The following is a 25,776-nucleotide window of genomic DNA, read 5'->3' on the forward strand; positions in this document are numbered from 1 at the left end:
GCAAATAAACCGGATCGTAAACTTCACGATCCGGTTTATTTGGCGTTTGCCGCTGGGCTAAAACGGCTATCCCTTCAAGCCCGGGAAACGCTTTTCCGCCGCAGCGACAATGTCCGCATACACGTCCCTAAGCTCGCGTATCGTCAGCAGCTCGGGAGCGGCTGCGATTTCTTCCGCGGTATGGTTGGCCAGCACGCTGTTCAACCCGTCCAGATTAAATTTCAGTTCTTGATGAGACTGGCTCAACTTCTCCAGAACCACTCCGATTAGCGTCTGATAGTGCTCCATGTCAATCTCCCATCTCGTTAAGCTTCCGTCGCCGCCTGCCGGAAAACCGGAGCAAGCGCAGGATACAATTCCAAATAGCGTGCATATTTGGATTCGTAATGTGCTCTTTTCTCCGCATCCGGATTAAACGTTTCGCATTTTCGTCTTATTTTAAAAAGCTCACATAACCGGTCATAGCTACTTGCCCAGCCCAAGCCGGGAAATCCGAGCGCCGCTGCACCCAGGCACGGCAGAAACTGCGATTCAGAGGGCACGGATACTTCCGTCCCGAACACATCGGCCAGGATCCGGCACCACTGGCGGCTTCTCGCCCCTCCTCCGATTAAGGTCAGAGAAGCTGCCCCTTCGGGCGCCCCGCGCAGCTCCATGACCTGCTTCATCGCGAAAGCGACGCCTTCCAGCACGGCGGCCGCCATATCGGCTTTCGTCGTGGAAGGACGCAGGCCGATGAAGCAGCCCGACGCCTCCTCATCCTGAACGGGACATCTTTCCCCGTTCAGGTAGGGCAGGAATAGGATCTTGTTCCTGCCACGGTCGGACGCTTCCACGAGGCGTTCAGCCGCCTCGTACATCCCGCGGCCGTCCGTTCCGGCCGCTTCCGGCGCGAACACTTCGGCGGCCCAACGATGGGCGTTGCCGGCGTTCGTCAGCGGAGCGACATGGATGTAGCGGCCGAGCTCCCCGTAAGCGAGGTTGAACAGGCCCGACGCCGGGTTCGCCACCTCGCCGGATACGCCCGCTATCCATCCGGTCGTTCCGATATAGGCGTACACTTCGCCGGGCTCGTAAACACCGGCTCCAAGCGTAGCGGCTCCCGCGTCCCCGATGCCGCACAGAACGGGCGTTCCCTCGTCCAGACCCGTAAGCCGGCTGCCTTCCGCGTGCACCCGTCCGGCCGTCTCCCCGGAAGTGAGAATGTCCGGCAGCTTACCTGCGGGCAGTCCCATCCGTACGAGCCAGTCCTCTCTCCACTCCCGCCGCCTGATATCCATGCATCCTGCGGTCGCCGCGGAGGTCGGATCCGTAACGAAAGCCCCGGTCAGGCGCGCAATAACGTAATCCTTCGAAGAAATAAGATAGCGGCTTGTACGCGCGCAGTTGTCCGCTTCATGCGTTTTCAGCCAAAGCAGCTTAGGGAACGTCAACGTTCCGTCCATCCGATTGCCCGCGCTGCGGAAAATTTCTTCTTCCCCGATTTCATCGCGGATCATCCGGGCTTCTGCTCCCGCGCGGCTGTCCGAGTACAGGATGGCCGGACGGACAGCGCGCCCCTGCTCATCTACCGGGATACAGTCCTGCATTTGCCCGCTGAACGAGACGAGACTGATTTGCCCGGCACCGATTCCGACCCGGAACCACTCGCTTACAATCGTGCCTACCGCTTTAAACCATTGCTCGGGCTCCTGCTCGATAAAGGGCGGCTCCTGACGGCAGGTCAGGGAAACGTTCTGTTCGTGAAACAATTCTCCGTCCCTGTTGACGAGAATTCCTTTTACGTGGGTCGTGCCGATATCAAAGGAGGCTATGTATGTCATGATTCTGGTTCCCCCGGCTCCTGAAATCTTTTCACCCATTATACCAACATCGGGACTCCGCCTACAAAGAAAAAAGAGACGTGCCGCCCCGTCCGGACGGCATCGCCTCTTAACTTCGGCTTTCGGGCCGCTTGTTTACGCTCTAGGCGGCTTGTTGTACCCTTTGTCGCCGTACGGCTGAAGACGGTCCAGCCACTTCCGCTCCATCTTTTTCAACGTGTCCTTCAGGTCGAAGTAGCCGGTTTTTTTCTTCTCGACGATTTCCAGGATTTCAAAGACAAACTTCTCTTCACCCAGCTCCGTCCAATCTTTCTGAAGCTCCTTGTTCAGATGGGAGCCTATGTTGAGTTCAAAAGTCCGCCCGTTTATATTTTTGAAATTAGGGGAACTTTCCACAAAAATCTTGTCGTTCGTCGTATTGCGGATTTGATAGACCCCTGCTTCCGTCTCCATCTCTTTAAACTGCCGAACCAGCTCTGCCCTTCTGTCCATCGCTCTCTCCTCTTTCATAAACTAAACAATATAAAGTTTCGTTTGTGTTATATTAGATATTGTAAATCAATGTTTGATGTCAAGTCAATGAGCATTTCTTCTGCTTATGTCCATCCCCTTATCCCTGTCCGCCCCCTCTAAACAAGCTGTCCGAAGTTGTCGATATAAATAAGGTTGTTCCCGATTGCATTTTTTGGGTCTGGGAACCGGATTTGCATGAACAAGGAGAACGCTTGAATGTCGCTCAGTTTACGTACTACGTTTGCCCTCGTATCCGCCTTGGTTATCTGCCTTCTGACAGGGGTGCTGAGTACGGTGATCGGCAACAAAACGACCCGTCAAGTCGAAGAATCCATCGGCATCTCGCTCTCTCAGGTCGCTTATCAAATGGCGGATAAACTGGACCATTTTATGTGGTCGCGCGCCGGTGAAATCGACGTCCTGAGCGAACTGATTTCTAACCGGGAAGCCCCTGGTCCTGGCGACGCCAATGAGCTTCGCAGTTTGCTCGAACAATTGAAAAAAAGCTTTCCCTCCTACACCTGGGTCGCTTTTATCGATCCCGAAGGAAAAGTGACCGCTTCGACGGACGGCATTTTGACGGGAACCAACATCGCCTCCCGACCCGTTTTCACCGAAGGGAGGAAAGGGCGGTTTATCGGGGACGTCCACGAAGCTGTCCTGCTTGCCAAGCTTCTGCCCAATCCTTCGGGCGAGCCGCTTCAGTTCGTCGACATCAGCACGCCGGTCTACAACAAGCAGGGTCAGCTTACCGGCGTACTCGCCGCCCATCTCAGCTGGGAGTGGTCCCGGGAAGTCGAAGCCACGCTTTTGCAGCCGCTTAAAGACAAAATGAAACAACTCGAAGTGCTCATTGTGAGTAAAAAAGAAAATACGGTCCTCCTCGGACCGAAAGAATTGCTGTATCGTCCGCTGGACACGGCCGGCATCCGCAAAGCTCAGGCAGGAGGCAACGGCTGGCTGACGGAAACGTATCCGGACAGGCATACCTATTTGAGCGGCTACGCGTACGGGAAAGGCTATCTGGATTACCCCGGGCTGGGCTGGTCCGTTCTCGTAAGGGAACCCGCCGACGTCGCGTTTACGTCCGTTCGCGAACTGAAAACGTACATAACCGCAGCCGGTATTATCCTGTCCCTCGTATTTGCGGTGCTTGCCGCATTTCTCGCAGGCTGGATCGTCAGTCCCTTGCAAAAAATTACCCGCTCCGCGGACCGGCTCCGGAAAGGCGAGTCTGCCTCATTTCCCGCTTTCACGTTTATTCGGGAGATCCGCATCTTATCGGATTCGCTGCGCAATCTCGTCGACAACTTGACGAAAACCGAGCATGCTCTGGACCAGATGTCCGATCTCGCTCTTCACGACAAGCTGACGGGACTGCCGAACCGGATCGCCTTGGACGCTTATCTGGAGCAGGCGATGTGGCAGGCGAAAGAGAACGGGACGACACTGACGTTTCTTTATCTGGATCTCGACGGGTTCAAAAAAGTAAACGATTCGCTGGGACATCTATTCGGAGACAAGCTTCTCCAACAGACCGCCCTCAGGCTCACACAAGGAATGAGTACGGACAGCATCATTACACGGGTGGGCGGAGACGAGTTTGTCATCGTCCTTCCGACGGGCGCTTCCGCTCCCGATCCCGCCGCCATTCGTCTGGCAGGGAGCATTTTGGAGAGAATGAACGAGCCGTTTCTCGTGGACCAACAAGCGTTAAGAATCGGCTGCAGTATAGGCGCTGCGGTATGGCCGCTTCATCATGAAGACCCGATCGAAACGATGCGCCTTGCCGACCAGGCTCTGTATATGTCCAAGCGCAGCGGGAAAAACCGCATGACGTTCAGCCCCGATTCCCGGGAGAACGCGTAACTGCATACCAAAAGGCGGTTTTCCGGGGTACCGTCCCGTAAAACCGCCTTTTTCCCCGTTAAGAGCCCGAACGGGCCGTCTTCGTGCCGCGCTGAAGCTCGGCGATGCTTAAACCGTAGCTGAGCTGGAGATGGGGATAGTCGGGGAAATTAGTCCAATCCCCGCCCCATTCGAAACCGAGCTCCTTGGCAATCGCGACGACCTGCATCCAGTCTTTGCGGCCGTCGCCGTTCAAGTCGGCATTCATATCCCAAATGATTTTGCCGGATTTCGTTTTCAGGGCAAAGTCGATCGCCAGGCCGTAGTTGTGATAAGACTCGCCCGCCTTGGCATGCGTCACGATTTTTCCTTCGCTTGTACGCCCCTGACTGTACAGCTTGTCCTGTTCCTCCATGCTGCGGAAATCGTCCGTAATGACGACCTTAATGCCGATAGCCGCCGTTTTGGCCAGCAGCTCGTCCATTTTCCGGGCGACTCCCGGGTCCAGCCCGCTCAACAACCGGGCGCTGTCCAATCCGAGCTTCTCGAGATTTTTCTCGTCCGATTTGGTCATCACGAGCTGAATCAGCATGATCGCGGACAATACGGCGGCCATAACGGCGAATGCGGCCCTGAACAACCGCTTTTTCGCGGACATTCCCGGCTTTTGTCTATATTTCAAAGCTCCGTCATTTCTCACTTCACTGCGTCGATCCGCTGCCAATCGCTATTCGTGAACTGGCCCATATACCATAGGGAAACCCCTTTTAAGCCGTAATAGCGCGCCAGCCAGATTTTGCGGTCCACACTGTCGGAATCCTCGTAAAACAATTCATGCGCGCCTCCATCCGTGTACCGGATATGCCCGAGCAGATAAGGAACGGATAAGGTCGATTTGACTCCGGGTTTCTTCAGACGCTCTTCCACGGCCGAACTCGCCGGCGAGGCGTAGGTAGTCGTTCCGCCCTGATCGATAAACTGGTCCGTTTTCTTGCTGATGCCCAGAACCAGCTTCTCCGCCGGAACGCCTGCTTTAATCGTATCCCTCACGGCTTCGGCCACCAGCGGAAGCGGTGCGGACGGGAGCCGGTCCGGCTTGTACAGAAAATCGTACGCCATGAGAATGACCGTATCCGCCGTCTTACCTATGGACGGAAGATCGTAGCCTTCGAAATAATAGGTTGGAGGCACCGTTACGGTGAGTGTTTTGCCTTTCGCCGCTTCCTTAACTTCGCTCAGGAATGCAGCAAACTCCGCTTTCTTGCCCGCTCCGTACAAATCTTCAAAGTCGATGCAAACCCCGGTGAAGCCGTACTTCGGATCTGAAAGAGTTTCCGTCAGCGCTGCCGTAAACGCCTTGCGCGCTGCGACATCCCCCAGAAACTCTTCCACGCGGTGCGATTTGTTGGCAAATACCATCAAATCCTTGGAAACGTGGCTGGAACTTGCGGCAGCCGTCACTTCTTCCCAGCCGTCCGGCCGGTTGAACTTGAACGGGTCGTCTGCCGAACCGAGCTTCGCGGAGCCGGCGCCTTCGTAATTCAGGTGCCACCAGCCAAGGGCAACGCGGTCCAGAAGAGGCATTTTGCCGAGGCTGTTGTACGACTGCACGGCATAAAACCCCGTCACCTCCAGCTGCTTGTTCCCGGCTTCCTTATGCAGCAGCCGGTTGATGACCGCAGCCGCTTCCTGGCGGCTGAGCTGCTTGTCCGGCTCAAGGCCGTTCTCGCTGCCTTCCAGCATTCCGCGGTTCACCGCGTAATAGACGTAAGGCTTCAGCGCCTCGTCGACTCCCGCCGCGTCCGCGAAAGCCCGGCTGCTCTGCTCCTGTTTCCAGCCGCTCCCCAGCCAGCTTGCGCGTTCCGCTTCGCTCAGCTTGTCCAGGAGCAGGCTTCCCATCGCGTAAGCTACCTCTTCCCTGCGGATCGGTGCTGCCGGATGGAAAGCTCCTCCGCTGTCCACCATCGCTTTGATCCAGCCGCGCTGAAGAGCGGCGCCGATCATCGGATAGGACCAGCGGTCCCGGCCGACGTCCGTAAGGGCGACGGGATGACCCGCATCATATCCGGTTTTCGCCGCCGTGACGAGCAGCTTGATAAATTCCTCGCGAGACATGGCCGCAAGCGGATGAAACCCGCCGTCCTGATAGCCGTCCAGCGCCTGTACGGCCGCAAGCGTATAAATATGTTCGGCGGACCAGACGCTCTCCGGCACGTCTCCGAACGGTTTCAATCTCGATTCATAGGCATTCGCCGTGGCTGAACCTGTAAGCATACAGCCTAAAACGACTGCCGCCATCCATTTTTTATTGTTCATTATGTGCCCTCCCCATGTTTACGTTGTATTGGACGCAGAAAATGACGAAAAGTTACGGTCTCCGTTCCCGGACGGCACATGAAAAAAGCCATCCTCCCGGATGGCCGTCCCTTAAACCTTTCCTTAAAACACTTCGCTCGTAAGCCGCTGCCTCAAAATAGACGCGAGTTCCTCCGCCGTCTCCCAGACGAAAGGCCGGATTTTCTCGGAAGGAGATGCGGTCGTCTCATCCCCGGCCCGTCTGGACGTCCAGATGACCGGGATATTGCGCCCGAGCGCATATCCGCCCGCCAGAAACACTTCCGGCCCTTGGGCGCCCAAGTCCGCAATGAGAAGCTTGCTGTCCGCGATCATCCGAAGGTTGTAGTCCGCTTCCTTTTCCCTCGGGGTTTTCTCCGACGTACGCGGGTCGTAGCCGCACTGCTCAATGACCGGCAACACTTTCTCCGTCCACTGGTGCCGGGTCTCCACGTCTTCTGGAAGCAGGACGAAGCAGGGCTTAAGGCGTTTGCCGCCCAGACTTTCTTCGGCCGTTTTCCAGCCCTGCGCCGTCAGCTTGAAGCTAGAGCCCATGCGTTCGAGAAGCCGCTCTTCCTTCAACTTCTCGATGATATAGATCAGCTCCTGCAGGTTAGGCGAATACGTTAAGTTGTAGCTCTTCGGAAGCTGCTGCAGCACGACCGCTTCGTCCGGGCCTCCGCTGTGCCGGTAAAAAAATTGCAGAAGCCGTATGCCTTTGTCTTCTATCGTAACCGGGACGCGTGGCGAGTTCCGGATTGCTTCCAGATCGTCAATGGTAAGGCGAACCGTCTCTCCGCAGTCCGTAAGCTCCCGGATGTAGGCGGATATGACGGGAAACATGAGATGTTTGGTCTGATAAGACAAAACACTGTAAGGGTCATAGCTGTCCCGGTGAAGTCCGTAGGAGCCATCGGGCGAGCAATAGCATCCTGTATATAAATCGTACCCGTCCTCACGGCCGATCGGCACGATTTGATCGCAGAATAAACACCGTTTTTTTTCCATCCTTCCAATCCCCCTTCTCCTTTACCTTTCGTAGCGCGTTGAAGATATGGGGGTGGCGAGAGGCAACTTCCAGTAATCTACCAGCATCCGGCGATACCCTTTTAACGGTAAAGACCTGACTCCTCCCGGCATGTATGGTAACATAGATCGGGTAAAGACCTATACCAAGAACGCGCTTAAAGATCAAGGAGAGCTGCCCATGGCCCAGAACCGCCGTTTAACGACCGACCAGGATTTTAAAGAAGCAATGGACCGTCAATCGCCGGTCCGCGTGTTCAAGAACGATCATATTATAGACACCGGAGCCGTCATTACCCGTTTCGACGATTCCATGGTGGTGGTGCAGACCCGGGTCAGCGAGCTGACTTATCACGACCGTCTCGGCTGCGAGTTTTTCGAAATGAGAAAAAGATAAAGACATAAAACAAGACTGTCTCCCGGGAGACAGTCTTTATCTTTAACCGACCGCAACCAGCATGGCGGGTTCTTGGACGGCCGGTTTCCAGGACGTTTTCTCATCCAGCACACAGGCGAACGCCGGACCGCAGTTTGTTGGGATGACCCATACCGTGTGATCGTGGATGACCGAGCGCGGAAGATGATAACCGGACAAGCCTGCTTGAATCACGGACGCGTAATTTTCCGGGCTGCCTGTTCTCAGCTTCAGCCTAATCGTGCCGTACACTTTGAAACGGCCTCCTTCGCGGATATCCTCGACTCGCGTCCACTCGACCGCTTCTACGGATTCCATCGGGAATTCGGCTTTCTCCCCCTGCTCGTTGACCATCTGAACGGGGCTAAGATCAATGCTTTCCCTGTTTAACAGGAAAGCGGCCGTTTCGGCAGCCTGCGTTTTATTGGCTGCGGACACGACTAAAGACAGTGAAGCCTGGAACAAAATCACGGGTTCTTCTCTTCTCTCCATAAACACTTAATCTTCTCCTTCTGTGCATGTCAATTAGCGTTTGCCTGTCATAGAGGATCTACTCTTTGAAAACACTCTACAAGATACCTATGACGGAACCCGCTTGGATATGTGCGATTACGCGCATGAATGTGATTATAGATCTTGTGGGCCGAGATGTTTGTCAAACCCTCGGCGATTATTTTCCAATTTTTTGTTGGAAAATGGCAAAGACAAGCCGGGAATTTTCCGTATCCGGAGCTCCCCGCCCCGTCCCTCTCAATCTATCGGCTCGGATCCGGAAACTCCGGATTTCTCTGCGGGCTGATCTCGGGAGGAACCGTCGGCTTGATTTCCGGCGGAACTGCCGGCGGTGTTTCGGGTACCTTACGCGGAGCCACTTCCGGCACGTCGTTCGGTTTGATTTCCGGCGGTGTCTTAGGTGTTATCTCAGGAGTCTCATTGGAAAAGTCGGCCTTGCGGGCTTCTTCATTCTTACTCATCATCTAATGAACACCTCCTCTCTTCTTACTTAACCAATCCGGGATAGTTTGAAAGAGAGATTGCGCAAAAAAACCTTTGATACACAGGCAAATATGTTAATATAATGAAAAAATGAGTTTTTTTAAAGGAGGGGTCTCAAGAAATGGAGCGCTTTTTCGGCGCAAACGAAGCGGAGGGGTTTACCGCTTATTCGGGAGCGCACTGGGCGGCTTTAACGATCTTTGCGGCCCTGATTCTTGCGCTCTACGGTTCAAGGAACTGGTTCACTCGGGGGAATCGGGCTCTCTGGGGACGAATCGCCATCGCCCTTATTCTGGTGTTGTGCGAAACAAGCCTGAACGTGTGGTACGCGGTGGAGGGAATCTACGACGTCCGGTACACCCTTCCGCTTGAACTTTGCAGCATTTCCCTTTATCTCAGTGTGTTTATGCTGCTTTTCAAAAGCAGGCTCCTGTTTCAGGTGGTTTATTTCACCGGAATCGGCGGGGCGCTTATGGCGCTTGCGACGCCGGTACTCTGGTACGCGTTCCCGCATTTTCGGTTTTTTGAATTTTTTGCCGCTCATATCGCCATTATTCTCGGGGTTCTTTATCTGATCTGGGTAGAAGGCTTCCGCCCCACCTTCAAATCCGTGTTCCTGGCCATGGGTTACCTTAATGTGCTGCTGGTCGCAGTCGGGACCGTTAACCTCCTGACCGGGGGCAACTACATGTTCCTGGCGCGCAAGCCCGAAACGTCTTCCCTGCTCGACTATCTCGGTCCGTATCCGTGGTACCTTCTGTCACTGGAAGCCGCGGCTCTCGTCATTTTCCTGCTCATGTATCTTCCGTTCGCTCCCCGCTCCGCCCGGCCAAAAAATCCCCGGCTGCCGCATGTCCGGTAGTTTACCTGCCGTCGTCTACCCACGGCGCTTCCGTATCCGCACAACAAAAAACCCGCAGATTCAGTTCCGGATGGAACGGGTCTGCGGGTCCGATAAACCGGAATCTCCGGTTTTATATTTGTAGGAATCCCAATCATGCTTAGCGTGCCTCCACGCTTCTTCATATGCGCACCGGTTGGCTTTCATTAAGCTCCGATCGGCTGGAGTTCAAGCTCCAGCTCGTCAATCGCTTCGTGATAAGCCTGCAGCGACTCCCGGACGATCTCGTCAAGCATGGGACTGCTCGTTTCCGGCAGCAGCGCGCGGGCGTAAGCCCAAGCGTTTTCTTCGATGCGAAGCGCGATCCGTCTGCGCTCCAGCTCGCTGTCCGACGTATCCATCAGGGACGCCAGGCGGTCCAGATCCCCGTCCTCGGCATGACCGATTTCGTGGGCGAGGACGATGTCGACGTACGCCTCCAGCAGGTCGTGCGATCCGTAAAGCTGCATACACTGCGCTTTGATTTCTTCTATATATAAGGTGATGAGATGACGGCCCATATTGTACTTTCCGCCGGCCATCCGTCCCCCGGGAAAATGCGACTCCAGCGTGACTTGAACCTGACTGTTCGATTCGTGCAAAAGCCGAGCGACACGATCTTCAATCAACCGATTTTTCAATCGATCCTTCAATCCCTTCCTCGATAATCTTCGTTAGTCCTACCAGCTATTATATCGAATCCCGGAAAGGAAATAAACCCTTTATTTACCCGCTGTCAGTCCGATTGAATCAAAAAAAACTCCGGTTCATTGCGACCGAAGTTTTTTTGCCGGAGCTTCCGGCCTGCCTTGCGTTTATTCCCAAGGATATTTGGTCAAGAGGTAGTCTGCAAACGTTTTGCTGGCTTCTCTTCTTACCTTGCGGATTTCCGCCCGGTGTTCGGCGGTTTCGTAAAGCTTGTTCTCTTCTTCCGTTTCGGGGATGACTCTCGGAACCGGAACCGCCTTGTTGTTCTCGTCCAAGCCCACAAAGGTCAGAAAAGAGGTCGCCGCGATTTTTCTTTCGCCGGTCACCAGGTCTTCCGTGATGACTTTGACGAACACCTCCATGGACGTTCTGCCTGTCCAGGTGACGAAGGACTCGAGGGAAACCGAATCGGAAGGACGGATCGGATATAGAAAATCGACAGAGTCCGTGGATGCCGTAACAGCCGTTACCCGGCAGAGCTTGGAAGCCGAGATCGAGGCAATATCGTCGATATAAGACATCAGCTTACCGCCGAACATCGTATTGTGGTTGTTAACATCGGGAGGGAATACCCGGGCTACTTTCATACATCTTGTTTCTTTGACAAATTTACTTTCCATTATGCAGACGCTTCTTTCGTAGTTAGAATTTGGTAAAGGGTTCTATTCCGCGGGGATAACCCTGAATTTTGACGGACTCCCAGTGTAACAATTTCTTTAACGGTTTGTCAAAGCACCTTTTAAGTTTTTCCACTAATCTCCCGTTTCATCCTGCAATCTCCTGTAAAATAGCCGGTCCCGGCAGCCGGCAGGGTCATACAAACAAAAAAGCTGATTTTCGCCAACCGAAAACCAGCTTCTTCTTTTAATTTCTGTACTCTTTGATATAACCGATCCATTTCAACAGCACGTCCTCGATTTCCGCGATCCGAAACGGCTTGCTGACATAATCCTGCATCCCGCTCGCCAGGCACTTCACCCGGTCTTCTTTGCGGGCATAAGCCGTCACGGCCACGATTACGGGACTGTTGTCACCGGGGGCCGCCTCACGGATTCGTCTTGCCGCCTCAAGGCCGTCCATGTTGGGCATCGCGATATCCATAAAGATAAGATCGTATGCTTTATGCGCAAAAGCTTCCACCGCCTCGGCCCCGTCCTCCGCGATGTCGGGTTCGAACCCCCGCTTTCTCAGAATCGTCTGTAGGAGCTTCCGGTTCATCGGATTGTCTTCCACAATCAGAATGGATAAGTCCTCGCCATTCCGGGAATCGCTTCGCGAAGGAGCCGAAGGCAGCAGAGACAGAGACGGATAAGCGGGCCCCGCTGAATCCGAGAAGCGAAACAACAGATAGGCGCCGGTCAGATCCAGTTCCTTCGAAACCGCTATTTTCTCCGGAAGCCTGATTTTTCGTTCCGACGTGTACGTATATCCACGTGGTTTAGGCTTTGCGGCCCTCGGTCCAGCGGAACTTCCCTCTCCGCCGGACGACCTGCCGCCCTCTGCCAGATTATACGGTATTTGCTTACTCATTCCATGTAAGTGTATCAAGAGTTCCGGACTCCTCCTTTGGCGATTGGATTCAATAAAAAGCAAGAGCCAAGAAACGCGCTTCCGCGAGATCTTGGCTCATGACCAGCGTATGTAAGATATCTGGGCATTCAGTCCGTATGATTTTATTTAAATGTATAGACCAGAACGCTTCTGTCTCTCTCGAAATCCCAGTCCAGATACAAACCCGTCACCGTTCTTCCAATCGCTTGTTCCATATCCACATCATGCAGTAAAAGCTTCTTTTCAAGGGATATTTTGGCGACCCTCAGGGCGTTCTCGTACCCCGTATTAATCAGCTCTTTTTCCAGCATGATAAGCAAGCCTTCCCTGACGATAATAAGTGTTCTCGGATTCGTCCAGAACGAATAAATATGGTCGGGAATTTTTTGTACGTGTGCCGTTACTTCGCTCACCTGTTGATGAACCTTCTCGTATCCGGCGTATTTCTCCTGTATATCCGCATCGAGGGATTTATTCGTCAGGCCGATCATGATGCCCGAGTGGTCTTCCAAATCCCAGTCATAATAGATTTCCTCGATCGCAATACCCACGGTCTGAGTAATGAATTCCTTCAAGTCCGGCAGCAGCACATCCATGACCATTTGGCGGGTTTCGCGGACGGCTTCGCCTTTCTGCTTATCCAGCAGAATCATTTCAACTGCACTTACGAAATTCCGGAAATGTAGAGTAATGCCGTATTCATTATACGAGATAAAAATGGACTCAGGTCCTTTGCCAAAACGTTCCCTGAGCATCTTTCCCGTCTGGCTTGATAATTGGCTCAGTGCAGTCTTCTTCTCCAAAAGTAACCTTCCTTTAAACCGTTGGCGTCTACGTCCAAGGATCCTAAATTTGTCTGCCCAAAAATCAATGGCGTTCATGTCCAGTGATCCATTAGAAATTATAATACAATTTGCGTGTTTTATAAAGGAATTCTTATCCTGCCCGGTTCCGGACTTTTTATGAAAAAAAGAAAAAACCCCGGTCTGCACGGCGGCTCCACTTTCCGTCCTTTAAGGCACTTTCCCTTTTACCGAGCCCATTGGACGCCTTTTAATAGACGCGGCTCAGCGGCCATTTATTCATCTTTATAGGCCCGAACAAGCCACGGGCAAAAAAAATAGCCCCCGACCGGGGGCTGACGATCGTACGCATGCGGTTGGCATGCGGCTGTTTACTGGAGCGTCAGCGAATAGACGGCGCGTTCCGTTTTCAGCACGACGCTGTCTTCGCTTAAATCCGCCACGGAGAGGCCTTCGAGCGGGATAACAAACGTTCCTTGGGGAAGAGCTTCTTCGCTGCCATTGTTAAGGACCGTTCCTTCCCCGTAAAGAAGCAAAGCGCTGCCGTTCGTATAGTCGTCCGGAGCATCGGGCTGATACTCGCGGTATTCGACCCGGCTCAATTGAAGGTCGACCCGGTCGATATCTTCCTGTTCTTCTTTGGCGATCCGGATTGCCTTGTTCGCGTTGGAATTTAGCCAGTCCGTGACGGGCTGGATCTCGTTAGCCATGGGTAACCCTCCTTCTCGTAATGAGGCTCTCTCTTCTTTTACCCCGGTTCTGTATAAGTTGAACGAAATCTTTCATTTTCATTCTCCGGATCGCCGAAGCGGGGAACCGTCAGCCGATATAGCGGGATAAAACCGATTGGTAGACGGATTTGGGCCTCAAGCCGACAAGCTTCTCCACCGGCTCGCCCCTGTGCAGGACAAGCACGGTAGGCATCGACATGACACCGAAAGCCGAAGCCGCTTCCGGCGAGTCGTCGCAATCGACTTTCAGAAAGTTCACTTTGCCGGTATATTCATTGCTGAGTTCTTCCAGAATAGGAAGAAGCGTTTTGCATGGCGGGCACCACACGGCGGTAAAATCGATAACGGTCACGCCTCCATCGGATATATGGTCCAGATACGTTGCATCGTTGACGGTTTTCAGGCTCATTGTAATTTCTCCTCCTTGGTTCCGTTGTTTAAAATATAATGGATTCTTTCTTCCAGATTCGATTTGATGCTCTGCAGCACCCCGATCTGCTCTTCGATTTCCGAAAGCTTTTGCTTGTAAACCGGAAGCACTTCGGAACAGAAGGCTTCATTGTTCATCAGTACACAGTGAAGAAATCCGGAAATTTGCTCGGTATTGAGGCCGAGCCCGAGGTACAGCTGGATAGTCCGCACCTGCTCTACGGCGAAGGAAGTATATTCCCGGTACCCGTTGTCCCCGCGGACCGGCGAAAGCAGCCCTTGTTCCTCATAGTAGCGGAGGGAACGGATACTGACTCCGGTGCGGGCGGAAAGTTCTCCGATTTTCATTTTCCGGCAAACTCCTTTCTGCCTTTATTTGTTCCTGAGGCTATTATAAACCCTCACATGAATGTCAGTGTCAACAGCAAAAAAAGCCCGGATTCTATTCCGGGCCGCTTTATAATAAGACGAAGCGTGACGGATCGCTGCCTCCACTGCCGCTTGCGAAGGCAAGACTTTTGCAGGCTCAGCCGCAGCGTCCACTTCCGTCCGTTTTCTCTTCCATTTCTGCGATTTTGTGTCTCATCGAAGGGACTTGGCGGAGCAGCTCCAGAGTCAGGTCCTTGCTGTCGGCCGCCAGTGAATAGTAGATCCACTGTCCCTTTCTCGTCTCGCTCACCAGTCCCGCATCCTTCATCTTCCGCAGATGCTGCGAGACGCTCGGCTGGGACATTCCCGTCACGTCCACCAGGTCGCAGACGCAGAGCTCCCCTTCCCGCAGAAGGGCAAGAATCGTCAGCCGGGTTTTGTCCCCCATGAGCTTAAACGTATCGGCCAAGCTTTGCAGTCGTTCCACCTTTTAAGCTCCTTCCGTATTTGCATATGCTTACATAATAATATAATGGAACCCGCTTGAGGAGCAACTGAGCCTCTTCCCGAATGAAGCGGGAGCGATAAGCCGGTAAAAACCAAAACAGCCTGCCGGGGCAGACTGCTTGGGGTTGCTTGCTTATTTGTATTTGCGCCAATCCATCTCGCTGTTGGCCAGCAAATGTTCGAAATTGTTGTCGAGCCTCTTCTGCTCGGCCTTGCGGGCCTCCGCCGCCTTCCGCTGCTCTTCCTCGCGGCGCTTCGCTTCGTCCGCCTTCATCTGATCGGATTGGGCCTTCAACTTCTCGATAACCTGCGGGTTAAGCAGGTCCTTAAGCGTTGCGGGCTTATCCGTATCGGCGGCACGCGGCGCAGGGGCGGGTCTGTTCTTTTTCCCCATCACTCATCACCTCGGTTCCCACATTATAGCAGGTTCGCAGTCTGGATTCCAGCCTTTCCGGGTCTGCTTGCGGGCCCGACAAGGCCCGGCGTCATGCATCGGCCGCACACCGGAACCCGGTATTTCCGGCGGGGCTGCCCGGCGTGTTTTATACTCCTTGCGGTTGCCCGGTGCCGGTTGCAGCAGGACTTGTGGCAGCCCTCCGTGCATAACGCGGCTATCCCCGTAAGCCGGCCCTTGCGGGATATCAGAGGGACCCGATGAGAGCTTATCTTCCCGCAAAACGATCTCCGAATGCCTATTTTCCTTTCTTCCCGCTATATGTAAGTAAAGAGAGCCGCTTCCGGTCATACTAAGGGGACCAAGCCCTCGAGGGAGGACGTGTCGGCCTAATGACTGATTTTACCATCCGCAGCTTTAATGATTTCAAAACCTATTGTTCACAAGGGACTAATCAGATCCAAAGCAAAGTCATCGGGATACCCGGGGAGTCTTACGAGTTGTTTTATCTTCACCAGATGACTAACAAAGATATTCTGCACCGCGACATTCTCCATCCGCTGCTGGAGCTCGGCGGAGGTTTAGGTCCGGATGAGCTTCTGGCATACCTGCCCGTGGGCGCGGGCAAAAAAATCTGCGAATGGGGGGAACTCCCCTCCCTGCTTCTCGCGGGCTGGGTTTACGTTCATCCGGCGGGTTACGAAAGAGGCGTGATCCTCCAGGCCGACCAGATTCCCGGGCGGAGCCTGACATCTGCCGAGAATGAGAGCCAGATTTTCGGACCCCAGGTCAGTTTCGCGGAATCGATCGATCAGAACATGGCTTTGATCCGCAGCATCATAAACGATCCGCTGCTCAAAACCGAACTGTTCACGATCGGTAATCAGACCAAAACCCGGACGATCATGTGCTATATGGAGGGACTCAACAATAACGCCTATGCCGAAATGGTCCGCAAACGCCTGTCCAATCTCAAGACGGACGGCATTCTGGACAGCGGCATGCTCGCCAAAATGCTCGAAGACAATCCCGACAGCATTTTTCCTATGTATTTCCTGACGGAAAGGCCTGACCGGACCGTCGGCTCGCTGCTCGAAGGCAAAGTGATCGTGCTCGTCGGAGGCAGCCCCCGTGCCTTGATCGGTCCTTCCACCTTCATCGACTTTTTCAAAGCCGAAGAAGACCGTTACGTACACTGGCAGATGTCCGCTTTCGTGTTCATCTTGAGGATGCTGGCCGTTTTCTTCTCGATGCTGCTGACTCCCCTTTATGTGGCCGCGCTCACCTTTCATTACGAAATGATCCCTTCGGCCCTGCTCGATCCTCTTTCAAGCTCCAGGTCGAAGGTTCCATTCCCGCCTTTATTCGAAGCCCTGCTGCTTGAGTTCATCATCGAGCTTCTGCGGGAAGCGGGCGCGAGACTGCCGACCAAAGTCGGACAGACGATGGGCATCGTGGGCGGTATCGTCATCGGGCAAGCCGCCGTTCAGGCGGGATTCACGAGCAATCTGCTCATCATGATTGTCGCGCTCGGCGCGCTTGCCTCCTTCACTTCACCGGGATTTATGATGGGTACGGCTATCCGGATTCTCCGTTTCCCGATGATCTTGATCGCCGGATTCTGGGGCGGGGTCGGCATCGTCATCGGCATAGCTTTTCTGATCATTCATCTCGTGAGGCTCACGTCGCTCGGTACGCCGTACCTGAAGCCGTTTTATCCGTTTGACAACTCCGAATTTACCGAATTGTTTATCCGACGGCCTTACGGCAAATTCATGGACAACCTTATCAGAATCCTCTCTTTCCAGGGTTGGAAAAAGAAAGGGGACACCGCCGAAACCCCGGATAACCGGCAAAATATAGATTTGTTCGAACAATTCCAAGAAGAAAACTAGGTGACTGACATGAACAGCTATCCGGAATCTCCCCACATTTCACTGCGCGCCTATCTGCTTTTCTTTGTCATTACAACGGCGCAGATAGGTGTGGGAGGGGCCAGCTTTCAACGAAAAATTTACAAAATAGTCGGCCAGGATTCATGGATTACCGTCCTGATCGCCGGGCTGTTCTGCCATCTTGTCGTTTTCGCCATGTTCACCTTTCTCAAAAAATACCCCGGCAAGGATCTCTTTGACATTCAGAAGGAAGCTTTCGGAAAATGGCTGGGCGGTGTCTTGTCCTTCCTCTATGTGGCTTACCTGTTCCTCATCGCTTTGACGATTCTCCGGAATTATACGGAAATTGTGCAGACGTGGATTTTTCCGGACATGTCTCCCGGATTCCTGGCCTTTATGGTTCTTGCCCTCACGTTGTACGGTGTGCTTGGAGGCATCAGAGTGATTGTCGGAATCGGATTTATAAGTATTCTGATCATAACCTTGGAGATGCTGCTGTACTACTATCCCCTAAAATATGCGGATTGGGGATATCTGCTCCCCGTCATGAATCATACTCCGTGGGAATTTCTGAAGGGAACGCAAGAAATCTCCTTCTCGGTAATCGGTTTTGAAATGCTGATGTTTGTTTTTCCTTTTATACGCGATACACAAAAAGCGCCGAGATACGCCCATCTCGCCATTACGTTTACTATAGTTACTTATTTCATTTACATGTGTACGGCGCTTGTCTATTTCAGCGGGGGACAGCTTATCCACACCATTTGGCCGACTTTGACGTTGCTCAAAATCGTGGAATTCCCCTTTATCGAGCGCGTCGAATATATTACGGTTTCGCTCTATCTCATCGGAATTTTGCCGAACTTGATGCTGTATGTGTGGTCCGCCTCCCGCGGTATTCCGAAAGTGAGCAAGCTGAAGGAAAAACCTTCCCTTTACCTTGTCATCATCGTTTTGTTTGCGATTTGCATCTTTTTTAGCAGCAGACTTGAAATTAAGCAGCTGAACGATATATCCGGTCTAATAAGCATCTACATGGCTTTTGTGTATCCGCTCCTGCTGAGTATGATCTTGCTTTTCAAAAGACGGGTCTCACAGCCCCAAAACGGAGGTGATTCCCGGTGAAAATTCGCCGGCTTTGCCTGCTTGCCCTTGTGACGGTTCTTACCGCGACGGGATGTGTCGAACAGCGGATCTTCGAAAGAATCGGTCTCGTGGTGGCCGTTGGTTACGACAAAGGCCGCGACGGCATTCTCAGCGGCACATCCGTCATGTATGCCCTGGATAAAGAATCCGGTCACCGGGTTACGATTCTGGCCAACCAGGCTTATACGACCAAAAAGCTGCGGGAGGACCAGAACCGCAAATCATCCAAAAAGCTGATGCTGGGCCAGCTGCGCGTCGTCTTGTACGAGGAAGCGATCGCCCGCGACGGTCTGATCGATCTCATCGATTCCCTGATCCGCGATCCTTCCATCGGCACAAAAATATATTTGGGCATCAGTACCGAGAAAAGCGCCGATATTCTCCAGTATCCGTACCGGAACATCCGTAATATCGGAACCTATCTGTATGATACGATCAAGCAGAATGTGCTGGAAGGGCAAATTATTTCACCCACGCTTCATGAATTTCTGCGAGATTATTATTCCGCCGGCAAAGATCCCATTCTTCCCGTTTTTGTCCGCAAGGGGGAAACGATCTCGACCGAAAAGGTGGCCCTGTTCAAATTCGACAAAATGGTCGGCACGCTGTCCAGCAGCGACGCCGCTTACCTGAAGCTGATCCGCAACCGGTTCAAGACCGGCACCTTCGAACTTAAGCTCCACAAGAAGGAGCTGGAGCCTTATTTGAGTAAAAATAACGCGGACCGGCGGGAGCACATTCATACGGTAGTCCGGATCGTCGATACTAACCAGAAAATCCGCCTGACGGACCCGGAAAAACCCGCTTATGATCTGAACATGGACCTGAAGTTTGTTCTGGAGGAAATATCCGCCGGAATCAATTTAACCGAGCCCGAGGTGACGCGCACGATAGAGAAGCTCGTAACCGACGAATTCACAAAGAAAATGGAAAGTGTGCTTTCTGAAATTACGGAGCTAAAAACAGATCCCGTCGGCTTCGGAGAGATTTATCGCCAATCGCGTCGCGGAAGCAGTTTGACGAAAAGCGATTGGTACGACAAAATGTCTTCCATGTCCGTCGATGTCCATTTAAACATGGAACTGCTCCGCACGGGGGTTGTGGAATAGTACAGCCGCCGGATACGCCTTGTAATTTCGCTGCCATAACAAAGAGAACGCCGGCCGGCGTTCTCTTTGTCGTTTGATGCGGACGGACGACTTCCGTTAATGGCCTGCATGAGACATGCCTGACATGTCGGTCTTCCCGGAAGCGGAACCGGAGCCCGTTCCGGCTGTGCCGCCGGTGCCGGTATTTTTAGCCGCATCGCCGCCGGTTGTCCCTGACCGGTCACCGGCGGCCGGCATACCGGACATGCCGCCGTGGCCACCGTGTCCCCCGCCTGTCTTGGAGACGATTTCGAGCATAGAGTCGATCTCGCCCTGGCCCGAAGCCGAAATCGAACGCTCGTCTCCCGTAAGCCACGCATGGTTGAATGGGCCCTCCACGGGAGACTTGTCGTACTTCGGCTGCACGGCCATCAGGTACGCCATGACGGAATCCGGCAGCTTGTCCTTCTCCGTCCAGATGAGGGGGGCGTGCTTGCCGAGATGCGAGAACGGGGCGGAAGCCAGGGCCAGATCCGGATTCTTTCTGCTGATCAGCGAGAAGTTGTGGCCCGGCGTCGTGATTCCCCAGCCGAATCCCGTTGCCGGATCCTTGTACTTGGCGAACGCGATGCTGTTCTCGACGGGGTCTTTACCCGCTATCCGCACGACTTTGCCGTATTCGCCGAGCTGTTTCTCGACGGCTGAGGAAATGACGGAGTCAGGGCCGAGCAGGTAGATGTTCGCCTTGCCGTCCCTCGTTTTTAAAGCGTCAATCGTCTCTTGGGGAACCTTATCCTTGCTCACGTAGAGCAGAGGCTCGGGCATATGGGAGATCCAGTTGACGGCAGGCATCGTGTATTCCTTGTTCTCGCTGGAACCTACGATAACGGAAGGCGGATTCTCCTTCGCTACCTTCGCGTAATAGGCGTCTATCGCTTTTGCCGCCGCGGCAGGATTGTCCGCCGAGATCTTGTCCGTTTTCAGGCCCAGTTCCTTGGCCTGTTTTTCCACTGCAGGGTCCAGATTCCCGACGAGAATGGCCTGCACGCCCTGGTTGGATTCGACTCCGGCCGGCTGCAGACGTTTCAGTTCCCGCACGGTTACATCCGGAATACCGTCCTTATTAACGAAAAGAACCGGTCCGTTATTCGGATGATGAATCAAATCGGCACTCGCGAGGGCGGTCTGCCATTCCTCGGGATTGACGAGCACGACGCCTCCCGGGCGGTTGTCGTCGTTTGTGGCCATCCACAGCGTACGCGAGGTAAGTACCGCCGCCTCGTAAGGATCGCTCGAATTGATGCGCGTCGTGTTCTTGGACGCGATCCAGGGTGCCTTCGAATCGGCTCCCCCGCTCCCCGCCGCCGTTGCAGGCTGAGTCGCCGCCGGTCCACCGGCTGTATTTTTGGACGATTCGTTCAAGCAGCCCGTAAGAGCCAGCGATGCGGCCAAGGTGATCAACCCGACTCCTATCCATTTTTTCATTTGACGGATGCCTCCTTCACAAAAGTTCTCAATTGGTTACTATGAATCAGTGTACCCATCTATTATGTAGAACCTGTGTAGGTAAAGCTCCGTCAAACGTTTATTTTTTAAACCGTTACTCGTCTCCGGAGTCCGTCTCCCGCAAAATCTGCGTCTTTGTTGCCGCGGGCGGCGGCTGCGCTGCGGAAAGGGTGATCAGGAAAACCGCTCCCCCTTCATTGGCCGCCGAAATCCCGCCTCCGTGCGCCTGCACCAGCTTGCTGACGATGGCAAGCCCGAGCCCGCTGCCCCCGGACCTGCGGTTGCGCGACTTGTCGCCCCGGTAAAAGCGCTCGAAAATATACGGCAGATCGTTTTCCCTTATACCCGGGCCGGTATCTTTGACGGTTATGAGCACCTTGTCTCCCGCACGCCTGCCTTTGAGCGACACTTCTCCGTCAGGAGGCGTGTAGGTCAAGGCATTGCCGAGCAAATTGACGAGAATTTGCGTGAGACGGTCGGGATCGGCATCGAGGTACACGTTCCGGGAAGCGTCGACGGTGAAGCGGACCCGTTTTTCCAGGAAGGCGGCGGACATGAATGCCTTGACCTTCTCCATCACGATGTCCAGCGGCACCTTCGTCCGGGTGAGCCGGAATACCGGCGAGTCCAGCTCATTGAGCTCTTCCAGTTCGTTAATGAGATCGGCCAGACGGACGATCTCTTCGTAACACGAATGGATGCGCTCCGGTGTCGGCTCCCAGATGCCGTCCTCCAGCGCCCTCATGTGACTTTTCAAAGTCGCCAGAGGCGTGCGGAGCTCATGGGCGATATCCTCGGTCATCGTCACGCGAATCTTCTCCAGCCTTTGCAATTGGTCCGCCAGCTCGTTTATGGACCGCCCGAGCTCCGCCAGCTCGTCGTCTCCGCCCACGGCGGTGCGGCTGTCCAGCTGGCCTCCGGTCATTTTCTCGGCCACGGCCTTCATTTCCACCAGGGGAGCCGATACCCGCTTCGCTACGAAATAACCCATGCAGGCGGCAAGCACGATCGAACCGAGGAACGTCCAGAGCACCGACTGCATGATGGCCTGTTCCAGATGCGTATTAAGCCGGGGCATATCGTGCATCGCACCATCGGCCTGGTTCATGTACATCGTGATATGATAATGCGTGCTGATGAGGATGGTCGCCGTCGAGATGATCAGAATTCCCGTAGCCATCGCGACGATCATCACAGCAAGCCGGACATGCAGCTTTTTCTTCATATAAGCTCACCGGAGAAACGGTATCCCGATCCGTAAACCGTCTGGATATAGACGGGATTTTTCGGATCCTTTTCGATTTTCTGACGAATGTTCTTCACATGCTGATCAATAGTCCGGACGTCCCCGTCATAGGCGAAACCCATAATTTTATCGACAAGCTCGTCCCGTGTAAAGCTTCTTTTGGGATAACGCGCAAGCGCTACCAAAAGTTTGTACTCGATAGGCGTCAGACTGACCCGTTCCCCTTGGCAAAAAACAACCTGCCTCAATGAGTCGATCTCCAGATGCCCGTTCCGAAAAGAAACGCGGTCCGCCAGCAGCTGGCTGTCGTCCGAACGCCGCAGAACGGCTCTCACACGTGCCACAAGCTCCCTCGGATCGAACGGTTTCGTCAAGTAATCGTCGGCTCCGAGCGACAGACCGTGGATCTGATTCGTCTTGGAAGCTTTGGCCGTGAGCATGAGAACGGGTATCGCATCGGACCGCCGGATTTCCCTGCATACCTGTTCCCCGTCCATATCCGGCAGCATCAGATCCAGAACGAGCAGGTCGACGCCTCCCTGCCGGACCGTTCGCAGCGCTTCTTGGCCGCTGCCCGCTTCGGCGGTACGAAAGCCTTCTTTTTGCAAATAAGACACGATAACTTCCCTGATTTTATCTTCGTCATCCACGACCAGAATCGTTTTCAGGCAGATTCCCCCTTTACTTGGCATTGCCGGATTAGGCCCGGTCGGGCCCTATTTTACTTTACCGGCACAATATGTAGAAACGATGTAGATGGTCCGTGAAAAATAGCGGAAAGGCCTGCATCAAGCAGCCCCCTTACGATTATAAACCCGTGTTTAAGGAGTAGAATTGTATAGTCCATACCGTTCCTCCGATTTCGCTCCGAACTTTTCTCTATTATACACGAGCAAACTGACCCGGCACGTCAAGAAGATGTAACCTTGTGAGGCCGCCCTTGAAATCGGTGTGAAGGAGAAAACCAGAGGCCCGCGCCGGATCAGATGCCGTCCGTTGCCGGAAACGTCTTATGGCTATAGATAGAGGCTTACCCTGGCATGAAAAAAAGAAAACCATGACCGCAGGCGGCCAAGGTTCTCAGTGTTCAAACTGCTTGGACAGGAACGGAGGCGGATTATTCCTCTTGTCCTTCAGACGGATTTATAATTCCGCAGGACCCGGGGTATCCGTCGTTTTCTCTCCATTCGTCCAGATGTTCGCGCATTTCGGGATCGCCGGGAAGATCGGCCGTCAATTTAACCGGCGGCTGCCTGAATTCCACGCGCCCTTTAGGATGCTTGTCACTCATTTTTTATTCTCCCTTCGCGTATAAAAGCTTTCTTTATAGTTTTCCTGGCCCCGAAAAAACTATGCGGGAAAAGAGTCCACGCGTGGAGTCTTCTCGGCACACCGTGTGACGTTTCCGGCTAGCGAAACCATGACGTTGGCCTACGGGAGGGGACTGCCCGGCTCCCAGCGGCGTCCGGCATCACGGTTACGTTCCCGGACACATCGGCCGACTGGATGGGAGGTCAATTATAACCCCCGGTTGACATCTTCGTCGTCCCCGCCTTATGCTTGAAGCATTGAGAATATTTATCAATGGAAAAGGAAGGTGGCAGCCATGCCTACGGATATGAACCTGACTGAAGCTATCAGCGGCCGGAGATCCATCGGAAGAGTGAAAGACGAGCCGGTTCCGCGCGAAATCATCGAGGAGCTGCTGGAAGCGGCCAACTGGGCGCCGAGCCACCGCTGTACGGAGCCGTGGCGCTTCTTCGTCATGACGGGAGCCGGACGCGGCGTCCTGGCCGAAGCCTACGCCGATGTCGCGGCCGAAGGCTCCGGCGCTTCCGGCGAAGCGCTGGAGGAGCTGCGGGCGAAGCAGGGCAGCAAGGCGTACCGCGCTCCGGTCATTATCGGCGTAGCCGTCTCCCCCTCCGAGGACCCGGCCGTGAACCGGATGGAAGAGTTCGCCGCCGCTCATTCCGCGGTGCAGAACATGCTGCTGGCGGCGCACGGGCTTGGGCTCGCCGCCATCTGGCGGTCCGGGGATCCCATGTACCATCCCCGGATGAAAGCGGCTTTCGGCTTGCGGGAGAATGACGAGATGGTCGCCCTCGTGTACGTAGGGTACCCACAGATTGCGCCGCAAGCCGGCAAAAGAACCCCCGTGCAGGAGAAAACCGTCTGGATCACGGAAGGTTCCGGGCCCTCGGCCGAGTAACGGCCGTCCCCCTTTCGAGCGGGAAGCTCCGCACCTGTTAACACCGCCCTAACGGCGGGGTTCACGAGTCGATGCATCGGGCTTGGCCCAGCTAGCAGGGCCATGCGATTTTGTCCGGCATCGCGCTTCACCGAAACATCCGATTACGCCGGTTTTGTCGCCTGTCGGCAGACGAACGAACTCCCGCATCAAAAAATAGCCTCCGTCTCCCCTTTCGGGGCAGACAGAGGCTATTTGGCCTTAGCGGGGCGCCCGGATATCGAGCAGCATTTTGCTTGTGCTCTAACTGTTTCGGGTCCGCGCGTGAGCGGCTGCCGCTTTCCTCAAGCGGGAATCTGCCGCTGACCACGATGTTCAGCTTGCCATCGGTCCCAGACGCCAAAATAAATAAGAGAAGTCAGCCGAGATACGGCCTTACATCTTATTGTACAGGATGCCCCGGGACGCTCCCATATTTTCCAAGCCTCCTAGAGGGAAGCCCGGTAAAAAAAAGAGACCCGGAACCCCATCGGGACCGGATCTCTTTTTTTACCGGTTGGCGGTGTCTTCCCCCGCCCCCTCCAGCCGGTCGCAATAAATATGCATCGCTTCTTTCAGGAAAGCGGCGAGCCCGGCCCCGTGCCGGTCAATATTGGCCGTAAAGCGTTCATCGGTGACATACAAGTCGCCGAGTCCCCGGAAAATTTCCGGCGTACAGTCGTAAAAATGACCCGTAATCCACTGCCGGAGTTCGGCTGCCGCTTCCTGGGCCTTCCGGCTCGACGGGCCTGTCTCCATTGCGGCGGCCGCTTTGGCATAAATCCGCTCGGACTGCCCCATAATATCCGCCCACTGTTCTTTCGTATAAGAACCTGAGCGTTTCTCCACGGCGTCCATCGTTTCGCTTCCGTACTTTTCACGCGCTTCGGCGGCATACTTTTTCTTATGCTCTTCCAGCGGGGTGCGGTCGAAGCTTTCGAATAATTGTTCTTTTCTCATCGGAATACCTCCCTCAACAGAAGCAATCGTTCTGTCCACGGTTTCGATGATGTCTTCCAGCCGCTTCTTCTTGCGGAGAAGCAGCTCCTTGTGTCCGATTAACGCACGTTTACGGTCAAAATCGGGACTCTCCAGCATTGCCTTGATCTCCTGCAGGGCAAAACCGATTTCTTTAAAAAACAAAATCTGCTGAAGTCGTTCCAGATTCCGGTCCGTATACAGCCGGTAGCCGGCAGCGTTGACCGAGTCGGGTACAAGCAGGCCGATTTCGTCGTAATGATGAAGCGTGCGTACGCTCACGCCCACCAGATCCGCCACTTCCTTCACCTTATATGCCACAACATCACCTCGTTATGAACTTTACAGGATCACGTTACGTGA

At 54.1% G+C, this 25,776-nt stretch carries 29 protein-coding genes; 7 read left to right on the forward strand and 22 right to left on the reverse strand.

Annotation, left to right across the window (positions count from 1 at the left end; translation table 11 throughout):
* Window positions 1-66: 66 nt before the first annotated feature.
* The 3 genes from KVT34_RS13070 to KVT34_RS13080 form a co-directional block, all read right to left on the reverse strand.
* Window positions 67-288: a hypothetical protein gene (locus tag KVT34_RS13070; protein ID WP_009672673.1), complete on the reverse strand. Its 222-nt coding sequence runs from the start codon at window positions 286-288 to the stop codon at window positions 67-69.
* Window positions 289-305: 17 nt separating this feature from the next.
* Window positions 306-1,823 (reverse strand): xylulokinase, encoded by a 1,518-nt coding sequence (locus KVT34_RS13075; RefSeq protein WP_217559115.1) that lies wholly within the window; start codon window positions 1,821-1,823, stop codon window positions 306-308.
* 135 nt (window positions 1,824-1,958) lie between these two features.
* Window positions 1,959-2,315, reverse strand: coding sequence for a GIY-YIG nuclease family protein (locus tag KVT34_RS13080; protein ID WP_217559116.1), 357 nt, complete (start codon window positions 2,313-2,315; stop codon window positions 1,959-1,961).
* Between the two features lie 237 nt (window positions 2,316-2,552).
* Between KVT34_RS13080 and KVT34_RS13085 the strand changes: the two genes are divergently transcribed.
* The gene (locus tag KVT34_RS13085; RefSeq protein ID WP_217559119.1) at window positions 2,553-4,205 is read left to right on the forward strand and encodes a sensor domain-containing diguanylate cyclase; all 1,653 of its coding nucleotides are present in this window, start codon (window positions 2,553-2,555) and stop codon (window positions 4,203-4,205) included.
* A 58-nt stretch (window positions 4,206-4,263) separates the two neighbouring features.
* On the opposite strand, the gene KVT34_RS13090 is transcribed toward KVT34_RS13085, so the two are convergent.
* The 3 genes from KVT34_RS13090 to KVT34_RS13100 form a co-directional block, all read right to left on the reverse strand.
* Complete coding sequence (locus KVT34_RS13090) at window positions 4,264-4,842, reverse strand: M15 family metallopeptidase (RefSeq protein ID WP_483311438.1); 579 nt, start codon at window positions 4,840-4,842, stop codon at window positions 4,264-4,266.
* 38 nt (window positions 4,843-4,880) lie between these two features.
* On the reverse strand, window positions 4,881-6,500 hold the full coding sequence (locus KVT34_RS13095) for a glycosyl hydrolase family 18 protein (RefSeq protein ID WP_217559122.1): 1,620 nt from the start codon (window positions 6,498-6,500) through the stop codon (window positions 4,881-4,883).
* Window positions 6,501-6,623: 123 nt separating this feature from the next.
* Window positions 6,624-7,526, reverse strand: coding sequence for a hypothetical protein (locus KVT34_RS13100; RefSeq protein WP_217559124.1), 903 nt, complete (start codon window positions 7,524-7,526; stop codon window positions 6,624-6,626).
* A 199-nt stretch (window positions 7,527-7,725) separates the two neighbouring features.
* On the opposite strand from KVT34_RS13100, the gene KVT34_RS13105 reads away from it, so the two are divergent.
* A complete protein-coding gene (locus KVT34_RS13105; protein WP_042227202.1) occupies window positions 7,726-7,941 on the forward strand; it encodes a hypothetical protein in 216 nt (71 codons plus the stop codon).
* Window positions 7,942-7,983: 42 nt separating this feature from the next.
* Here KVT34_RS13105 and KVT34_RS13110 read toward each other — a convergent pair whose 3' ends face one another.
* Both KVT34_RS13110 and KVT34_RS13115 read right to left on the reverse strand, forming a co-directional pair.
* Complete coding sequence (locus KVT34_RS13110) at window positions 7,984-8,451, reverse strand: hypothetical protein (protein WP_254634802.1); 468 nt, start codon at window positions 8,449-8,451, stop codon at window positions 7,984-7,986.
* A gap of 263 nt (window positions 8,452-8,714) precedes the next feature.
* Complete coding sequence (locus KVT34_RS13115; protein WP_217559128.1) at window positions 8,715-8,936, reverse strand: hypothetical protein; 222 nt, start codon at window positions 8,934-8,936, stop codon at window positions 8,715-8,717.
* 140 nt (window positions 8,937-9,076) lie between these two features.
* On the opposite strand from KVT34_RS13115, the gene KVT34_RS13120 reads away from it, so the two are divergent.
* A complete protein-coding gene (locus KVT34_RS13120) occupies window positions 9,077-9,817 on the forward strand; it encodes a YwaF family protein (protein WP_217559130.1) in 741 nt (246 codons plus the stop codon).
* A 185-nt stretch (window positions 9,818-10,002) separates the two neighbouring features.
* On the opposite strand, the gene KVT34_RS13125 is transcribed toward KVT34_RS13120, so the two are convergent.
* The 9 genes from KVT34_RS13125 to KVT34_RS13165 form a co-directional block, all read right to left on the reverse strand.
* A complete protein-coding gene (locus KVT34_RS13125; RefSeq protein ID WP_254634803.1) occupies window positions 10,003-10,476 on the reverse strand; it encodes a hypothetical protein in 474 nt (157 codons plus the stop codon).
* A gap of 174 nt (window positions 10,477-10,650) precedes the next feature.
* Window positions 10,651-11,163: an acyl-CoA thioesterase gene (locus KVT34_RS13130; protein ID WP_217559134.1), complete on the reverse strand. Its 513-nt coding sequence runs from the start codon at window positions 11,161-11,163 to the stop codon at window positions 10,651-10,653.
* A 244-nt stretch (window positions 11,164-11,407) separates the two neighbouring features.
* On the reverse strand, window positions 11,408-12,091 hold the full coding sequence (locus KVT34_RS13135; protein WP_254634804.1) for a response regulator: 684 nt from the start codon (window positions 12,089-12,091) through the stop codon (window positions 11,408-11,410).
* Window positions 12,092-12,216: 125 nt separating this feature from the next.
* Window positions 12,217-12,897 carry a Na-translocating system protein MpsC family protein gene (locus tag KVT34_RS13140; RefSeq protein WP_254634805.1) on the reverse strand — a complete coding sequence of 227 codons (681 nt, stop codon included), beginning with the start codon at window positions 12,895-12,897 and terminating at the stop codon, window positions 12,217-12,219.
* Window positions 12,898-13,268: 371 nt separating this feature from the next.
* Window positions 13,269-13,607 (reverse strand): protein YmzB, encoded by a 339-nt coding sequence (gene ymzB, locus KVT34_RS13145; RefSeq protein WP_217559135.1) that lies wholly within the window; start codon window positions 13,605-13,607, stop codon window positions 13,269-13,271.
* A gap of 109 nt (window positions 13,608-13,716) precedes the next feature.
* The gene (locus KVT34_RS13150; protein ID WP_217559136.1) at window positions 13,717-14,037 is read right to left on the reverse strand and encodes a thioredoxin family protein; all 321 of its coding nucleotides are present in this window, start codon (window positions 14,035-14,037) and stop codon (window positions 13,717-13,719) included.
* Window positions 14,034-14,405 carry a MerR family transcriptional regulator gene (locus KVT34_RS13155; RefSeq protein WP_217559137.1) on the reverse strand — a complete coding sequence of 124 codons (372 nt, stop codon included), beginning with the start codon at window positions 14,403-14,405 and terminating at the stop codon, window positions 14,034-14,036. The genes KVT34_RS13150 and KVT34_RS13155 overlap by 4 nt, the downstream gene beginning before the upstream one ends.
* 178 nt (window positions 14,406-14,583) lie before the next feature.
* On the reverse strand, window positions 14,584-14,913 hold the full coding sequence (locus tag KVT34_RS13160; RefSeq protein WP_217559140.1) for an ArsR/SmtB family transcription factor: 330 nt from the start codon (window positions 14,911-14,913) through the stop codon (window positions 14,584-14,586).
* A 153-nt stretch (window positions 14,914-15,066) separates the two neighbouring features.
* Entirely contained in the window at window positions 15,067-15,327 is a 261-nt protein-coding gene (locus KVT34_RS13165; protein ID WP_009672917.1) for a YqkE family protein, read from the reverse strand.
* Window positions 15,328-15,719: 392 nt separating this feature from the next.
* Here KVT34_RS13165 and KVT34_RS13170 point away from each other — a divergent pair, with 392 nt between their 5' ends.
* The 3 genes from KVT34_RS13170 to KVT34_RS13180 are packed head-to-tail and all read left to right on the forward strand — an operon-like array spanning window position 15,720 to window position 19,477.
* Window positions 15,720-17,222, forward strand: a complete 1,503-nt coding sequence (locus tag KVT34_RS13170) for a spore germination protein (RefSeq protein ID WP_217559141.1) — start codon at window positions 15,720-15,722, stop codon at window positions 17,220-17,222.
* Between the two features lie 9 nt (window positions 17,223-17,231).
* Complete coding sequence (locus KVT34_RS13175; protein WP_217559142.1) at window positions 17,232-18,347, forward strand: GerAB/ArcD/ProY family transporter; 1,116 nt, start codon at window positions 17,232-17,234, stop codon at window positions 18,345-18,347.
* Complete coding sequence (locus KVT34_RS13180; RefSeq protein WP_217559145.1) at window positions 18,344-19,477, forward strand: Ger(x)C family spore germination protein; 1,134 nt, start codon at window positions 18,344-18,346, stop codon at window positions 19,475-19,477. The genes KVT34_RS13175 and KVT34_RS13180 overlap by 4 nt, the downstream gene beginning before the upstream one ends.
* A gap of 96 nt (window positions 19,478-19,573) precedes the next feature.
* Here KVT34_RS13180 and KVT34_RS13185 read toward each other — a convergent pair whose 3' ends face one another.
* The 4 genes from KVT34_RS13185 to KVT34_RS13200 all read right to left on the reverse strand — a co-directional run bounded on the left by KVT34_RS13185 (window position 19,574) and on the right by KVT34_RS13200 (window position 23,499).
* Window positions 19,574-20,941, reverse strand: coding sequence for a cell wall-binding repeat-containing protein (locus KVT34_RS13185; RefSeq protein ID WP_217559146.1), 1,368 nt, complete (start codon window positions 20,939-20,941; stop codon window positions 19,574-19,576).
* Between the two features lie 115 nt (window positions 20,942-21,056).
* Entirely contained in the window at window positions 21,057-22,187 is a 1,131-nt protein-coding gene (locus KVT34_RS13190) for a sensor histidine kinase (RefSeq protein WP_217559147.1), read from the reverse strand.
* Complete coding sequence (locus KVT34_RS13195) at window positions 22,184-22,876, reverse strand: response regulator transcription factor (RefSeq protein WP_217559304.1); 693 nt, start codon at window positions 22,874-22,876, stop codon at window positions 22,184-22,186. Before KVT34_RS13195 ends, KVT34_RS13190 begins: the two co-directional genes overlap by 4 nt.
* A gap of 449 nt (window positions 22,877-23,325) precedes the next feature.
* Window positions 23,326-23,499 carry a hypothetical protein gene (locus tag KVT34_RS13200; RefSeq protein WP_217559148.1) on the reverse strand — a complete coding sequence of 58 codons (174 nt, stop codon included), beginning with the start codon at window positions 23,497-23,499 and terminating at the stop codon, window positions 23,326-23,328.
* A 315-nt stretch (window positions 23,500-23,814) separates the two neighbouring features.
* On the opposite strand from KVT34_RS13200, the gene KVT34_RS13205 reads away from it, so the two are divergent.
* On the forward strand, window positions 23,815-24,417 hold the full coding sequence (locus KVT34_RS13205) for a nitroreductase family protein (protein ID WP_217559149.1): 603 nt from the start codon (window positions 23,815-23,817) through the stop codon (window positions 24,415-24,417).
* 528 nt (window positions 24,418-24,945) lie between these two features.
* On the opposite strand, the gene KVT34_RS13210 is transcribed toward KVT34_RS13205, so the two are convergent.
* A complete protein-coding gene (locus KVT34_RS13210) occupies window positions 24,946-25,734 on the reverse strand; it encodes a MerR family transcriptional regulator (protein ID WP_217559150.1) in 789 nt (262 codons plus the stop codon).
* Window positions 25,735-25,776: the final 42 nt, after the last annotated feature.

The sequence above is a fragment of the Paenibacillus sp. GbtcB18 genome, assembly GCF_019091125.1.
GTDB lineage: Bacteria > Bacillota > Bacilli > Paenibacillales > NBRC-103111 > Paenibacillus_F > Paenibacillus_F chitinolyticus.

Coding starts and splice junctions, on each gene's coding strand:
- KVT34_RS13150 (WP_217559136.1), bottom strand. CDS start 14,037: ATGAGCCTGAAAACCGTCAACGATGCAACGTATCTGGACCATATATCC.
- KVT34_RS13175 (WP_217559142.1), top strand. CDS start 17,232: ATGAACAGCTATCCGGAATCTCCCCACATTTCACTGCGCGCCTATCTG.
- KVT34_RS13075 (WP_217559115.1), bottom strand. CDS start 1,823: ATGACATACATAGCCTCCTTTGATATCGGCACGACCCACGTAAAAGGA.
- KVT34_RS13090 (WP_483311438.1), bottom strand. CDS start 4,842: ATGTCCGCGAAAAAGCGGTTGTTCAGGGCCGCATTCGCCGTTATGGCC.
- KVT34_RS13070 (WP_009672673.1), bottom strand. CDS start 288: ATGGAGCACTATCAGACGCTAATCGGAGTGGTTCTGGAGAAGTTGAGC.
- KVT34_RS13100 (WP_217559124.1), bottom strand. CDS start 7,526: ATGGAAAAAAAACGGTGTTTATTCTGCGATCAAATCGTGCCGATCGGC.
- KVT34_RS13110 (WP_254634802.1), bottom strand. CDS start 8,451: ATGGAGAGAAGAGAAGAACCCGTGATTTTGTTCCAGGCTTCACTGTCT.
- KVT34_RS13130 (WP_217559134.1), bottom strand. CDS start 11,163: ATGGAAAGTAAATTTGTCAAAGAAACAAGATGTATGAAAGTAGCCCGG.
- KVT34_RS13165 (WP_009672917.1), bottom strand. CDS start 15,327: ATGGGGAAAAAGAACAGACCCGCCCCTGCGCCGCGTGCCGCCGATACG.
- KVT34_RS13080 (WP_217559116.1), bottom strand. CDS start 2,315: ATGGACAGAAGGGCAGAGCTGGTTCGGCAGTTTAAAGAGATGGAGACG.
- KVT34_RS13105 (WP_042227202.1), top strand. CDS start 7,726: ATGGCCCAGAACCGCCGTTTAACGACCGACCAGGATTTTAAAGAAGCA.
- KVT34_RS13120 (WP_217559130.1), top strand. CDS start 9,077: ATGGAGCGCTTTTTCGGCGCAAACGAAGCGGAGGGGTTTACCGCTTAT.
- KVT34_RS13185 (WP_217559146.1), bottom strand. CDS start 20,941: ATGAAAAAATGGATAGGAGTCGGGTTGATCACCTTGGCCGCATCGCTG.
- KVT34_RS13095 (WP_217559122.1), bottom strand. CDS start 6,500: ATGAACAATAAAAAATGGATGGCGGCAGTCGTTTTAGGCTGTATGCTT.
- KVT34_RS13200 (WP_217559148.1), bottom strand. CDS start 23,499: ATGAGTGACAAGCATCCTAAAGGGCGCGTGGAATTCAGGCAGCCGCCG.
- KVT34_RS13085 (WP_217559119.1), top strand. CDS start 2,553: ATGTCGCTCAGTTTACGTACTACGTTTGCCCTCGTATCCGCCTTGGTT.
- KVT34_RS13190 (WP_217559147.1), bottom strand. CDS start 22,187: ATGAAGAAAAAGCTGCATGTCCGGCTTGCTGTGATGATCGTCGCGATG.
- KVT34_RS13170 (WP_217559141.1), top strand. CDS start 15,720: ATGACTGATTTTACCATCCGCAGCTTTAATGATTTCAAAACCTATTGT.
- KVT34_RS13115 (WP_217559128.1), bottom strand. CDS start 8,936: ATGATGAGTAAGAATGAAGAAGCCCGCAAGGCCGACTTTTCCAATGAG.
- KVT34_RS13205 (WP_217559149.1), top strand. CDS start 23,815: ATGCCTACGGATATGAACCTGACTGAAGCTATCAGCGGCCGGAGATCC.
- ymzB (WP_217559135.1), bottom strand. CDS start 13,607: ATGGCTAACGAGATCCAGCCCGTCACGGACTGGCTAAATTCCAACGCG.
- KVT34_RS13155 (WP_217559137.1), bottom strand. CDS start 14,405: ATGAAAATCGGAGAACTTTCCGCCCGCACCGGAGTCAGTATCCGTTCC.